Source organism: Jejuibacter sp. L23, assembly GCF_050815825.1.
Classification (GTDB): Bacteria; Pseudomonadota; Gammaproteobacteria; order Enterobacterales; family Enterobacteriaceae; genus Jejubacter; species Jejubacter calystegiae.
The window spans coordinates 4174308-4187176 of the sequence record NZ_CP138199.1; the positions used below are offsets into that span (position 1 = coordinate 4174308).

The following is a 12869-nucleotide window of genomic DNA, read 5'->3' on the forward strand; positions in this document are numbered from 1 at the left end:
ACGGCGCTGCAGGTATCCTGACTCCCGGGGGCGAAAACAGAAGTGAAAGTAAGGTTAACGGCGGGGGTAATAACAATTAAAGAAGGGATGGAAATAATTAATAACCAAATCGCCTAACCGCTTTTTATGTTATTGATTAACGCAAAAACTGATTTGTTAACCAACTGATTTTACATGTTAATCATAAGTCACAGTCTCTGAAAAGGGCGAAACTTGCGCAAAGCGGGTTTTAGTTAATGCCAAAAAAAAACATTTCCGGTACTATGCGGCGGTTTTTTGTCACACCGAGGTCGGATCATGTCAACCACCCTGTTTAAAGAGTTCACGTTCGAAGCCGCACACCGGCTGCCCCACGTGCCGGAAGGTCACAAGTGCGGGCGCCTGCATGGCCACTCCTTTATGGTGCGCCTGGAAGTGACCGGCGAAGTGGATCCCCATACCGGTTGGGTCATCGACTTTGCCGAGCTGAAAGCGGCGTTTAAGCCCACCTGGGAACGCCTGGATCACTACTATCTTAACGATATTCCGGGGCTGGAAAATCCCACCAGCGAAGTGCTGGCCCGTTGGATCTGGCAGCAGGTAAAACCCCAACTGCCGCTGCTGAGCGCGGTTCAGGTAAAAGAGACCTGCACGGCGGGTTGCGTGTACCGCGGCGAGTAATCGCCTCCCCTCACCCCAGCCCTCTCCCCAAAGGGGAGAGGGGGAAAAACGGCTCCCACACAATCCTTATCTCCAAAGGGAAGAGGGTGCTCAGATCTATTTAAACCTGAATCAGGCGATATTCAGATACTTATGGGTCTGCATCGACAGCCGCCAGTTGCGGGCGATGCAGGTTTCGATGCACAGGCGGGTCGCCTCTTCTTTCTGGCTGATGGGCTGTAGCGCGATAATGCGCGCCTTTTCATCGTCCAGAGTCTCCAGCAGTTCATCGAGCGCTTCAATGTCGCGTACCCGGCCGACCGGGTGTTTGATCTCATCGGCACGCTGTAGCGCCTGCGACAGCACATCATAGCCGCCACGCATATTCACCTTTGGCGAAACCGTCACCCAGGTGCCCGGCGAGCAGCGCACTTCGTGAGTACCGCTGGTCTCTATCTGGCAGCTAAACCCCTGACTTTCCAGCCCTTCGGTCAGGGCAGTCAGATCGTGGATGCAGGGCTCGCCGCCGGTGATCACCACGTGGCGGGCGCTGTAACCCTGGCGCTGAATAATGGCCAGCAGATCCTCAACGCCCGCCGCCCCCCATTTGTCGCTCTCGCGGGTCTTGGCCATGATGCTGAACATCGACACTTCCCGATCGGCGAGTTTTTCCCATGTATGTTTGGTATCGCACCACGGGCAGCCGACCGGGCATCCCTGCAGCCGGATAAAGACAGCCGGCACGCCGGTAAAGTAACCTTCGCCCTGGAGCGTCTGGAACATCTCGTTAATCGGGTACTGCATAATCATCTCTGTCGCGTAAAGGAAACGCGGATTATCGCAAATCCGCGGCCGCGGGTCATTCCCTGACGTGCGCGTTTATGGCTGCGGCAAAGCGTTCGGTAATCTGCCGGGGTCGGGTAATGGCCCCGCCAACCACCACGGCATGGGCGCCCAGCGCCAGGCAGCGAGTCGCCAGTTCCGGGGTTTCCACATTGCCTTCGGCAATCACCGGAATGGTCACCGCATCGACCAGCTCGCCCAGAAAACGGCAATCCTGCTCTGGCAGTTTGTGGCCTTTGGTCTCTCCAGTGTAGCCATACAGCGTAGGTCCGACGCAGTCGAAACCGAGCGCTTCGGCGGTTTTCGCTTCATCCAGGGTGGAGACATCCGCCATCAGCACCAGGCTGGGATAGCGTTCCCGAATCTGCGCCACCAGCGTCGCCAGACTCTGGCCGCCGGGGCGCGGGCGGGCGGTGGCGTCCAGCGCGATAATTTCCGGCGCTACCGTCATCAGTTCATCCACCTCTTTCAGGGTCGCGGTGATAAATACCTCGCTGTCGGGGTAATCACGTTTAATGATGCCAATAACCGGTAGCGCAACCTGCTGGCGGATGGCCGCAATATCCGCCACGCTGTTGGCGCGAATTCCGGCGGCTCCCCCCTGCTCTGCCGCCAGCGCCATGCGCGACATAATAAAGGGACTATGTAACGGCTCGTCTTCCAGCGCCTGGCAGGAGACAATCAGCTGGCCTTTCAGGCCGTTCAGTAACGTATTCATCAGGCTAAAATCTCTTCTACTTCATTTCTGATAATGGTGACGTGCGGGCCATAGACCACCTGCACGCCGTTGCCACGCAAAATCACGCCGTGGGCGCCGGTCGCTTTTAGCGCCGCCTCGTCCACTTTGCTTCCATCTTTTACCGTCACGCGTAAACGCGTGGCGCAACAGTCCACCTCTTCCAGGTTATCTCTGCCGCCCAGTCCGGCCACGATGGCCTGAGCCCGTTCGCCCGAGGCGAACTCACTCTGCTCCACGCTCTCTTTCTCCCTGCCTGGGGTGGCGAAACCGAAGCGGACAATGGCGAAGCGGAAGGTAAAGTAGTAGAGGAAGAACCACGGAACGCCGACCAGGGGTACATACATCCAGTGGGTTTTCGCCTCGCCCTGCAGCACGCCGAACAGCATGAAGTCGATAAAGCCGCCGGAGAAAGTCTGGCCGATGGTGATGTGCAGGATATGGGCCAGCATGAAGGCCAGGCCATCGAACAGGGCATGGATAACGTAAAGCGCAGGGGCCACAAACAGGAACGAGAACTCAATAGGCTCGGTAATGCCGGTCAGGAATGAGGTCAGCGCCGCCGAAAGCAACAGTCCAGCCACGCGCTTTTTATTTTCGGGTTTCGCCGTGTGGTACATCGCAAGGCAGGCGCCCAGCAGCCCGAACATCATGGTGATAAAACGCCCGGACATAAAACGTGAAGTCCCGACATAAAACTGCTGAGTCGCGGGATCGCCCAGTTGGGCAAAGAAGATGCGCTGCGTGCCTTCCACCAGCTGGCCGTTGATCATCTCAGTGCCGCCCAGCGCCGTGGTCCAGAAGGGCAAATAGAAAATATGATGCAGACCGAAGGGACCCAGCATGCGCAGTATAAAGCCGTACAGGAACGTCCCCAGATAACCGGTGGCATCCACCAGCCCGCCCAGCCCAAAAATCAGCGCCTGAAAATGGGGCCAGATAACGGTCATGACGGCCCCCACTACGATGGCGGCCAGGGAGCTGACGATCGGCACAAAGCGCGAACCGCCGAAGAACCCGAGGAACTGCGGCAGCGCAATATTGCGAAAGCGATGATGCAGCGCACAGGTCACCAGACCGATAACCACCCCGCCGAAGACGCCGGTTTCCAGAGTCTGAATGCCCAGCGTCATTCCCTGCCCTACCGCGCCAGGATTCTCCTGCGCCAGGGTGCCGGTCAGAATCAGCAAGGCATTAATGGTGGCGTTCATCACCAGGAACGCCAGCAGAGCCGACAGCCCGGCGGTGCCTTTATCGCTCTTCGCCAGCCCCACCGCCACACCTACCGCAAACAGCACCGACAGATTGGCAAATACGATGGCACCGGCGCTGCTCATAATGGTGAATATCGCCTGCAGCCAGTCGACATCCAGGAAAGGATACGCCGTGATGGTGTTGGGATTAGAGAGCGCGCCGCCAATCCCCAACAGCAACCCTGCCGCCGGTAGCACGGCAATCGGCAACATAAAGGATTTGCCAAAGCGCTGCGCTTTTTCGAACCAGCCTCCCGATGAGGCGCCACTGAATACAGACATAAGGTTTCTCCCTGCAGAATATGGTGAAAATTATTACCACACAAAATCCATATATTGAAAATTATCACCAGAAGTCGGGAGACGGATCATACTTTTTTAAAATGACTGGCGTCAGCAACCCGCTTTCCGCCACACTAACCGGTAGCAAAACGCATTAAGGAACTTGCATGTCAGAACATGAAAACCTGCTGCTCAGGCTGCGGCAGAGCGTATCCGGATACAGCCCGACCCAGCAGAAGCTGGGGGAGTTTGTGTTAAACGCCCCCGCCAGCGTGCTCTACCTGACCATTACCGAACTGGCGCGGGAAAGCGAAACCAGCGAGGCAAGCGTCACCCGGCTGTGCCGGACGCTGGGATGCAAAGGCTATAACGAATTTAAAATGGCGCTGGCGCTGGATATTCAGCACCAGACCGCGCCGCGCCAGGCAGGAGATGAGATCGATCGGGTGGTGGAAGAGTCGGTACAGGCGCTACAGGATACGGCGAAACTGCTGGATCGCCAGATGCTGAAAGCGGCGGCGCAGGCGCTGCATCAGGCACGTTCGGTGCAGATATACGGCGTTGCGGCAAGCGCCATCCCCGGGGATTACCTTCAGTATAAGCTGCTGCGCTTCGGCAAAAGCGCGCAACAGTACAGCGATATGCATCGCGCGGCGATGAACGCGGCAACGCTCGGTCAGGAGGATCTGGTGGTGGCGATCTCCAGTTCGGGCTCCACCCGCGATCTGCTGCACGTGGTGAAGCTGGCCCGCAAGCGCGGCGTGAAGATTCTGGCGCTCAGCAACACCCCTTCCAGTCCGCTGGCGTCGTTAAGCGATATGCTGCTGGTGGCGGCGACGCCAGAAGGTCCTCTGAGCGGCGGCGCGCTGAATGCCAAAATCAGCGTGATGCTGCTGGTAGAGCTGCTGGCGATGTCTCTCATCGCTATTGATGAGCGCTATGCCGAACTCAGTCAGCAAACGGCCAGCGCAACGCTGCCGCTGTTGTTGTAAAGCGGCGGGCATTGCATATTAGCGTGAGCCTGATTTTGAATGAATATGATGTGTTGGAGAAGATTCCCTTCACCTTAAGGTGATTTTTCATATGTGAATACCGGCGCCGGTGAACGTGTCAGCGGCGTTTTTTACCGCCGGGGAGCCCGGGCCGCCAGGGGGGTGGCGACTGAGCCCCCCTGGCCCGTTCACGTGTTCCGAATTAACAGAGAAGCGCTTACTAAAAGTGAACGGAACTTTCTCCGACGTGTTCATATTCCATCCATTTTCGAACACTCCACGCTAATCCGCGACGAACCATAAAAAAAGCCCCGGCAGTTCCCTGCCGGGGCTTTCAGAGACTCATTAATGCAGACGCTTACGCCTGACCTTTGATCTCTTTACGACCGTTGTACGGTGCTTTTTCGCCCAGCGCTTCTTCGATACGAATCAGCTGGTTGTATTTGGCAACGCGGTCAGAACGGCTCATGGAACCGGTCTTGATCTGGCCAGCCGCAGTACCAACCGCGAGATCTGCGATGGTCGCATCTTCGGTTTCACCGGAACGGTGAGAGATAACGGCAGTGTAGCCAGCGTCTTTCGCCATCTTGATAGCCGCCAGGGTTTCGGTCAGAGAACCGATCTGGTTGAACTTGATCAGGATGGAGTTAGCGATACCTTTATCGATACCTTCTTTCAGGATCTTAGTGTTGGTCACGAACAGGTCGTCGCCAACCAGCTGGATTTTGTCGCCCAGAACTTTGGTCTGGTAAGCGAAACCGTCCCAGTCAGACTCGTCCAGACCATCTTCGATGGAGACGATCGGGTACTGTTTGGTCAGTTCTTCCAGGAAGTGAGTGAACTCTTCAGAAGAGAACGCTTTGTTGCCTTCGCCAGCCAGAACGTATTTGCCGTCTTTGTAGAATTCAGACGCTGCGCAGTCCATCGCCAGGGTGATGTCTTTACCCAGCTCGTAGCCAGCAGCTTTAACCGCTTCAGCGATAACAGCCAGAGCTTCAGCGTTGGAGCCCAGGTTCGGCGCGTAGCCGCCTTCGTCGCCCACTGCGGTGTTCATACCTTTGCCTTTCAGTACTTTGGCCAGGTGATGGAACACTTCGGAACCCATACGGATAGCTTCTTTAACCGTTTTAGCGCCAACCGGCTGGATCATGAACTCCTGGATGTCGACGTTGTTGTCAGCGTGCTCACCGCCGTTGATGATGTTCATCATCGGTACCGGCATGGAGTATTTGCCCGGAGTGCCGTTCAGCTCAGCAATGTGCTCATACAGCGGCATGCCTTTAGAAGCAGCAGCGGCTTTAGCGTTAGCCAGAGAAACGGCCAGGATCGCGTTCGCACCGAACTGAGATTTGTTATCAGTGCCGTCCAGATCGATCATGATTTTGTCGATGCCAGCCTGGTCTTTAGCGTCTTTGCCAAGCACAGCCTGAGCGATCGGACCGTTAACTGCGGCAACGGCTTTGGTTACGCCTTTGCCCAGGAAACGGGATTTGTCGCCATCGCGCAGTTCCAGCGCTTCGCGGGAACCGGTAGAAGCACCCGACGGGGCAGCAGCCATACCAACGAAACCGCCTTCCAGATGAACTTCGGCTTCAACAGTCGGGTTACCGCGAGAGTCGATGATTTCGCGGCCGATGACTTTAACGATTTTGGACATTAGGTTTTCCTCAAGTCACTGGTTAAACTAAAAAAATCCGGACCAGCAGCGCGTATCCTCATCCTGCTCGGAATGCGATGGAGCCGCGCTGCCATTAATTATCGTTACTTCTCCTGGCGCTTCTGGTACTCGCCCGCGGCTTTCACAAAGCCGCTAAACAGCGGGTGCCCGTCACGCGGGGTGGAAGTAAATTCCGGGTGGAACTGACAGGCGACAAACCACGGATGGTCCGCAACCTCGACGATCTCGACTAACTGATCGTCCCCGGAACGGCCTGCCACACGCAGACCGGCTGCTTCAATCTGTTTCAACAGCATGTTGTTGACTTCGTAACGGTGACGATGACGCTCAACGATGGTTGACTCACCGTACAGCTGGCGAACCAGACTGTCGTCGGAGAGCTGGCACTGCTGTGCGCCAAGGCGCATGGTGCCACCCAGATCGCTCTTCTCGGAGCGGACTTCCACGTTACCGTTCTCATCACGCCACTCAGTGATCAGCGCCACGACCGGGTACTTACAGTCTGGCACAAATTCAGTGGAGTTGGCGTTTTCCATACCCGCCACGTTACGGGCGAAATCAATCAACGCTACCTGCATACCTAAGCAAATGCCGAGATACGGAATTTTGTTCTCACGCGCATAGCGGGCGGTGGCAATCTTGCCTTCCACGCCGCGGTAGCCGAAGCCGCCTGGAATCAGAATCGCGTCCAGACCCTTCAGGATCTCCACGCCGCGAGTCTCAACATCCTGCGAATCAATCAGCTTGATGTTCACCGTCAGACGATTCTTCAGGCCACCGTGCTTAAGCGCCTCGATAACCGACTTATAGGCATCCGGCAGCTCGATGTACTTACCCACCATCCCGATGGTGATTTCACCCGACGGATTGGCTTCTTCGTACAGAACCTGCTCCCATTCGGCAAGATCGGCTTCCGGGCACTCGATGCTGAATCGTTTACAAATATAATCGTCCAGGCCCTGGGATTTCAACATGCCAGGGATTTTATAAATGGAATCGACGTCTTTCAGAGAGATAACCGCCTTCTCCGGCACGTTACAGAACAGCGCGATTTTGGCGCGTTCGTTGGCCGGAATAGCGCGGTCGGAACGGCAGATCAGCATATCCGGCTGGATACCGATGGAGAGCAGCTCTTTAACCGAGTGCTGAGTCGGCTTGGTTTTCACCTCGCCTGCGGCGGCCATATAAGGCACCAGGGTCAGGTGCATATAGAGCGTGTGCTCGCGGCCCACTTCTACCGCCATCTGGCGAATCGCTTCCAGGAACGGCAGGGATTCGATATCGCCCACGGTACCGCCGATCTCAACCAGCACCACATCGTGGCCTTCGCCGCCTTCGATAATGCGCTCTTTGATTGCGTTGGTGATATGGGGGATAACCTGAACGGTGGCGCCCAGATAGTCGCCGCGACGCTCTTTACGCAGAACGTCGGAATAGATTCGACCCGTGGTGAAGTTGTTGCGGCGGCTCATTCGGGTACGGATGAAGCGCTCATAGTGCCCCAGGTCCAGATCGGTTTCAGCGCCGTCTTCGGTTACGAACACTTCCCCGTGTTGAATCGGGCTCATGGTGCCTGGATCGATATTGATATAGGGATCCAGTTTCATGATGGTCACGTTAAGGCCACGGGCTTCGAGAATGGCTGCGAGGGAGGCTGCGGCAATGCCTTTACCCAGAGAGGATACGACCCCGCCGGTCACAAAAATATAGTTCGTTGTCATGCTGAACCTGAGAAGTTAGGTTTAAAGACGATGGAATAACCAGGACGGGAAAGCAGTATACCCGATTCATATGGGTCCCACAAACATTCCTTCTCCAGGCTCCAGCCATTCATCTGGCCGCCGCAGGGCATAGAAAATAGCGACCGGGCAGGAAATGTTTTTGATGCAAATCAATAGCTTGTTAATTAAAATTTTCACCAGGCGGGCTCCTGGCGAAAAAAGTCGTTAAATATCATATTCCTGACGTTTAACTTGCTGCCAGGCCGCTTCCATTTGGGTAAGCGTCGCTTCGTTCATCTCCAGCCCCTGCGCCGCAATTATCTGCTCCACCTGGCGGAAGCGGCGTTCAAATTTGCGATTAGCCTGGGCCAGCGCCATCTCCGCTTTGGCGCCAAGATGGCGGGAAAGATTCACCGTCGCGAACAGCAGATCGCCGATCTCCTCTTCCAGCTTAGCCTGATCCACCACCGCCTGCTGCGCCTCGTGCATCACTTCGTCCAGCTCTTCATGCACCTTATCGACCACCGGGCCCAGGGTTTCCCAGTCAAAGCCCACGGCGGCGACCCGCTTCTGAATTTTATGGGCGCGCATCAGCGCTGGCAGGGTTTCCGGCACATCGTCCAGCGCCGAATGCTGCGCCTTCAGCGCCCGCTCTTCTCGCTTGGTCTGCTCCCAGTTGTGGGCGATGGCTGCGCTATCGTTCAGCGCTTTGTCGCCAAAGATATGGGGGTGACGGCGCTCCAGTTTGTCGCTGATGGCGGCGCAGATATCCTCAAAGTCGAAGAGCCCCTGCTCACTGGCCATTCGGGCATAGAACACCACCTGAAACAGCAGGTCCCCCAGTTCACCGCGCAGGGAATCAAAATCCTCGCGCTGGATGGCATCCAGTACCTCGTAAGTCTCCTCCAGGGTGTAGGGGGCAATGGTCGAGAAGGTCTGGACTTTGTCCCACGGGCAGCCGGTTTCCGGGTCGCGCAGGCGCTGCATAATGTTGAGTAGTCGGTCGATTTGCGTCATCGGGTGTCCTTGTAAGAAATATATCCCCTCACCCCGGCCCTCTCCCAAAGGGAGAGGGGAAAAGATTACGGAGCCCCTTCCCCAGGAGAGGGGAGATCTTATGTTATCCGCCGTGCAGGCGTCGGGCGTCGATGACGTCCGGTAGCTGGTTAAGCCGGGCCAGTACCCGTCCTAACACCTGCAGGTTATAGATTTCGATATTCATATCGATGGTCGCCAGCTGCTGTTTGGTATCGCTGCGGCTGGTCACTCCCAGCACGTTCACCTTCTCGTTAGCCAGAATGGTGGTGATATCGCGCAGTAGCCCGCTGCGATCGTTGGCGGTGACCCGAACCACCAGCGAATAGCCCGCAGAGTAGCTTTCGCCCCAGACCGCATCGACGATACGCTCCGGCGCGTGGGCGCGCAGCTCGGTCAACTGGTCGCAGTCAGCGCGGTGGATAGAAATACCGCGCCCCTGGGTAATAAAGCCGACGATCTCATCACCCGGAATCGGCTGGCAGCAGCGGGCAATGTGGTGCATCAGATTGCCGACCCCTTCCACCACTACCCGACCGTCATCCCGACGCCGGTTCTGGCCCTGAGGCGCATAACTCTTCTGCTGCAGCTGACGCAGAGCTTCGGCGTCCTGCTCCTCGGCGCTCGGCTGATTAAACTGCGCCTGCAGAAAGTTCACCATCTGGTTAAGCCGAATGTCGCCGCCGCCGATGGCCGCCAGCAGTTCGTCGAGCTCGTTAAAGTTGTAGCGCGGCAGCAGTAGTTTTTCCGCCTCGCGCAGCCCAATGCCCAGATGGGTCAGTTCGTCATCCAGTATCTGACGTCCGGCCAGGATATTCTTGTCGCGATCCTGCTTACGGAACCAGGCGTGGATTTTGGAACGACCACGGCTGGTCGTGACGTAGCCCAGGTTCGGGTTCAGCCAGTCGCGGCTCGGGTTAGGCTGCTTCTGGGTGATAATCTCAACCTGATCGCCCATCTGTAGCTGGTAGGTAAAGGGAACGATACGCCCGCCAATTTTGGCACCAATGCAGCGGTGCCCCACATCGCTGTGAATGTGATAGGCGAAATCGAGCGGCGTAGAGCCTGCGGGCAGATCCACCACATCGCCTTTCGGGGTAAAAACGTAGACCCGATCGTCAAAGACCTGGCTGCGCACCTCATCCAGCATTTCGCCGGAATCGGACATCTCTTCCTGCCAGGCGATCAGCTTACGCAGCCACGCAATGCGATCCTCATGGCCGGAGCGCCCGGCGCTGGCGGCGCCCTCTTTATATTTCCAGTGGGCCGCCACCCCCAGCTCCGACTCTTCATGCATCTGTTTGGTGCGGATCTGGATCTCCACCGTTTTGCCTTCCGGCCCCAGCACCACGGTATGAATCGACTGATAGCCGTTCGGTTTCGGGTTGGCGACATAGTCGTCAAACTCGTCCGGCAGGTGGCGCCACAGGGTGTGGACGATGCCCAGCGCGGCATAGCAGTCCTGCAGACGGTCGGCCACAATACGCACCGCCCGCACGTCGAACAGTTCGTCGAAGGAGAGCCGCTTTTTCTGCATCTTACGCCAGATGCTGTAGATATGTTTGGGGCGACCGTATACCTCGGCCTTAACCCCCTCCTGCTTGATCGTTTCCCGCAGTCGGGCCACGAACTCATTGATATAGCGTTCGCGGTCGATGCGCCGCTCGTGCAGCAGCTTCGCGATGCTTTTGTACTCCGCCGGGTGCAGATAGCGGAAACAGTAATCCTCCAGCTCCCATTTAAGCTGGCCGATGCCCAGCCGGTTGGCCAACGGCGCATAGATGTTGGTGCACTCTTTGGCCGCCAGCACCCGTTCATCTTCCGGCGCATCCTTCACTTCCCGCAGGTGGGCGATACGCTCCGCCAGTTTGATAACCACGCAGCGGAAGTCATCCACCATCGCCAGCAGCATACGGCGCACGTTATCCACCTGTTCGGACGAAATAGCGTCGTCGGTGTGGGTGGCCTTAAGCTGGCGAATGGCGTCCATATCACGTACGCCGTGAATCAGATGCACCACCTGCTGGCCCATGCTCTCCAGCAGAACCTCTTCCGTGACCGCCCCGCTGTCGGCCAGCGGGAACAGCAGCGCCGCTCGCAGGGTGTCGATATCCATGCTCAGCATCGAGAGGATCTCGACCATCTCCACGCCGCGCCACAGCAGCAGCTCCGCCTGAGGGTGCCCCTGGGTCTGCTGTTCACAATAATGCCAGGTTTCGGCCAGGTGCTCACAAGACTGCGGGCTGATTCCCAGACTCGCTACCCATTGATCCGGGGCGAACTCGCCAGCTTTATTGAGATGTGCACTTCTTACCGCAACCATTATCCTCTCCTTTTGCGCCCGAAGGGCTGCCGCTATTACGCGGCCTTGCATAACGCAGACGCTTAACGTCGTTCAAATAGCGCCATTGACTCCAGGTGCCCCGTATGGGGAAACATATCCAGCATCGCCAGCCTGGTGAGACGGTAACCGGTCTCGCACAGCGCCGCGCTGTCGCGCATCAGGGTGCTGGGGTTACAGGAAACATAGACCACCCGCTCGGGGGCCAGGCGCCCGATCTGCGCAATAACGCCAGCCGCGCCCGCCCGCGCCGGATCGAGCAGAATTTTATCCACGCCGTCGGCAGCCCAGGGCTGCCGGGTAACATCCTGCTCCAGGTTTTCATGCCAGAATGTTACGTTGTTTAAACGATTATAAGCCGCGTTCTCCCGGCCCTTTTCCACCAGCGCCGGTACACCTTCCACACCCACAACCTGACCGGCCCGCCGCGCCATTGGCAGGGTAAAGTTGCCCATACCGCAAAACAGATCGAGCGCCCGATCGTTGCCGGAAAGTGTGAGCCATTCGATGGCTCGCGCCACCATCTGCTGGTTTACGCCGTCGTTTACCTGGATAAAGTCGCGTGGACTGAACATTAAGCGTAGACCGTCCGACTGATACCAGGGAGCCTCACCGCACAGCTGTTCCAGGATATCATTCTGACCTGCCAGAAACAGCGCAAGATTTTCTGAATGCGAAAAGCATTCCAGATTTTTTCTGTCGGTTGCACTGAACGGCGCCAGATGGCGTAACACTAACAGAGGCCCGCTATCCGCCAGTACCAGTTCGGCATGGCCCAGCTTGTTCGCCCCCTGCAGTGCGGACAAGCAGGCGCGCAGCGGTTCGAGCAGCGCCTCAAGTTGGGGCACCAGAACGGGGCAGTGCCGGATATCCACCAGTTTGTCCGAAGCGGCCTGGCGAAAGCCCATCTGTAGCCCCTTCGCCGTGTATTTCAGGCTAAGACGCGCCCGGCGACGGTAGCCCCAGGGTTCCCCGCTGATAATTTCATCGACGTCGCGCTTCATCATGCGCCCCAGGGCGCTGGCCTTACTGCGCTGCTGTAGTGCGATGCTGGCATGCTGCTGCTGGCAGCCGCCACAGGTGCCGAAATGCGGGCAGCGCGGCGCCGCCCGGTCGGGGCTCGAGTTCATTCGCCGTTTAACCAGGCCGTGGCTATAATTGCGCTTCTCCTCACGGAGCTCGGCCTCTACGCGCTCTCCCGGCAGGGCGCCGCTGATAAACAGCGTCTTCCCCTGGTGACGGGCCACGCCCTGGCCGAAAGAATCCAGATCGTTAACATCCACGGTTATGATCTTACGCGTCGTCACGCGTCGCTTTGCAGAGTAGAATTGCGCCATTACGAGTGTGTA

11 protein-coding genes are annotated in these 12869 nt (G+C 57.4%); 2 read left to right on the forward strand and 9 right to left on the reverse strand.

What is annotated here, in order from left to right; genetic code table 11:
* The first annotated feature begins 294 nt into the window (after nt 1–294).
* Nucleotides 295–660, forward strand: coding sequence for a 6-carboxytetrahydropterin synthase QueD (gene queD, locus SCU88_RS20065; protein ID WP_138099067.1), 366 nt, complete (start codon nt 295–297; stop codon nt 658–660).
* A gap of 111 nt (nt 661–771) precedes the next feature.
* Here the strand turns inward: queD and queE are convergent, their stop codons facing one another.
* The 3 genes from queE to SCU88_RS20080 are packed head-to-tail and all read right to left on the reverse strand — an operon-like array spanning nt 772 to nt 3753.
* Nucleotides 772–1443 (reverse strand): 7-carboxy-7-deazaguanine synthase QueE, encoded by a 672-nt coding sequence (gene queE, locus SCU88_RS20070; RefSeq protein WP_175340953.1) that lies wholly within the window; start codon nt 1441–1443, stop codon nt 772–774.
* 55 nt (nt 1444–1498) lie between these two features.
* Nucleotides 1499–2200 (reverse strand): putative N-acetylmannosamine-6-phosphate 2-epimerase, encoded by a 702-nt coding sequence (locus SCU88_RS20075; protein WP_175340954.1) that lies wholly within the window; start codon nt 2198–2200, stop codon nt 1499–1501.
* Nucleotides 2200–3753, reverse strand: coding sequence for a PTS transporter subunit EIIC (locus tag SCU88_RS20080; RefSeq protein ID WP_175340955.1), 1554 nt, complete (start codon nt 3751–3753; stop codon nt 2200–2202). Before SCU88_RS20080 ends, SCU88_RS20075 begins: the two co-directional genes overlap by 1 nt.
* Nucleotides 3754–3920: 167 nt before the next feature.
* On the opposite strand from SCU88_RS20080, the gene SCU88_RS20085 reads away from it, so the two are divergent.
* Nucleotides 3921–4745, forward strand: coding sequence for an SIS domain-containing protein (locus SCU88_RS20085; RefSeq protein WP_175340956.1), 825 nt, complete (start codon nt 3921–3923; stop codon nt 4743–4745).
* A gap of 358 nt (nt 4746–5103) precedes the next feature.
* Here the strand turns inward: SCU88_RS20085 and eno are convergent, their stop codons facing one another.
* From eno to rlmD, 6 genes are all read right to left on the reverse strand, one after another.
* Nucleotides 5104–6402 (reverse strand): phosphopyruvate hydratase, encoded by a 1299-nt coding sequence (gene eno, locus SCU88_RS20090; protein WP_138093101.1) that lies wholly within the window; start codon nt 6400–6402, stop codon nt 5104–5106.
* A 104-nt stretch (nt 6403–6506) separates the two neighbouring features.
* Nucleotides 6507–8144: a glutamine hydrolyzing CTP synthase gene (gene pyrG / locus SCU88_RS20095; protein WP_138093104.1), complete on the reverse strand. Its 1638-nt coding sequence runs from the start codon at nt 8142–8144 to the stop codon at nt 6507–6509.
* A gap of 66 nt (nt 8145–8210) precedes the next feature.
* On the reverse strand, nt 8211–8342 hold the full coding sequence (locus SCU88_RS20100) for a hypothetical protein (RefSeq protein ID WP_431810049.1): 132 nt from the start codon (nt 8340–8342) through the stop codon (nt 8211–8213).
* Between the two features lie 27 nt (nt 8343–8369).
* Nucleotides 8370–9161: a nucleoside triphosphate pyrophosphohydrolase gene (mazG, locus tag SCU88_RS20105; RefSeq protein ID WP_175340957.1), complete on the reverse strand. Its 792-nt coding sequence runs from the start codon at nt 9159–9161 to the stop codon at nt 8370–8372.
* A gap of 103 nt (nt 9162–9264) precedes the next feature.
* Entirely contained in the window at nt 9265–11502 is a 2238-nt protein-coding gene (gene relA / locus SCU88_RS20110) for a GTP diphosphokinase (RefSeq protein ID WP_175340958.1), read from the reverse strand.
* Nucleotides 11503–11564: 62 nt separating this feature from the next.
* Nucleotides 11565–12857, reverse strand: coding sequence for a 23S rRNA (uracil(1939)-C(5))-methyltransferase RlmD (rlmD, locus tag SCU88_RS20115; RefSeq protein WP_175340959.1), 1293 nt, complete (start codon nt 12855–12857; stop codon nt 11565–11567).
* Between the last annotated feature and the right edge of the window lie 12 nt (nt 12858–12869).

What these genes read in the sequence shown, in the direction of transcription:
- queE (WP_175340953.1), bottom strand. Translation starts at nt 1,443, where the DNA reads ATGCAGTACCCGATTAACGAGATGTTCCAGACGCTCCAGGGCGAAGGT.
- SCU88_RS20075 (WP_175340954.1), bottom strand. Translation starts at nt 2,200, where the DNA reads ATGAATACGTTACTGAACGGCCTGAAAGGCCAGCTGATTGTCTCCTGC.
- SCU88_RS20080 (WP_175340955.1), bottom strand. Translation starts at nt 3,753, where the DNA reads ATGTCTGTATTCAGTGGCGCCTCATCGGGAGGCTGGTTCGAAAAAGCG.
- SCU88_RS20085 (WP_175340956.1), top strand. Translation starts at nt 3,921, where the DNA reads ATGTCAGAACATGAAAACCTGCTGCTCAGGCTGCGGCAGAGCGTATCC.
- eno (WP_138093101.1), bottom strand. Translation starts at nt 6,402, where the DNA reads ATGTCCAAAATCGTTAAAGTCATCGGCCGCGAAATCATCGACTCTCGC.
- pyrG (WP_138093104.1), bottom strand. Translation starts at nt 8,144, where the DNA reads ATGACAACGAACTATATTTTTGTGACCGGCGGGGTCGTATCCTCTCTG.
- mazG (WP_175340957.1), bottom strand. Translation starts at nt 9,161, where the DNA reads ATGACGCAAATCGACCGACTACTCAACATTATGCAGCGCCTGCGCGAC.
- relA (WP_175340958.1), bottom strand. Translation starts at nt 11,502, where the DNA reads ATGGTTGCGGTAAGAAGTGCACATCTCAATAAAGCTGGCGAGTTCGCC.
- rlmD (WP_175340959.1), bottom strand. Translation starts at nt 12,857, where the DNA reads ATGGCGCAATTCTACTCTGCAAAGCGACGCGTGACGACGCGTAAGATC.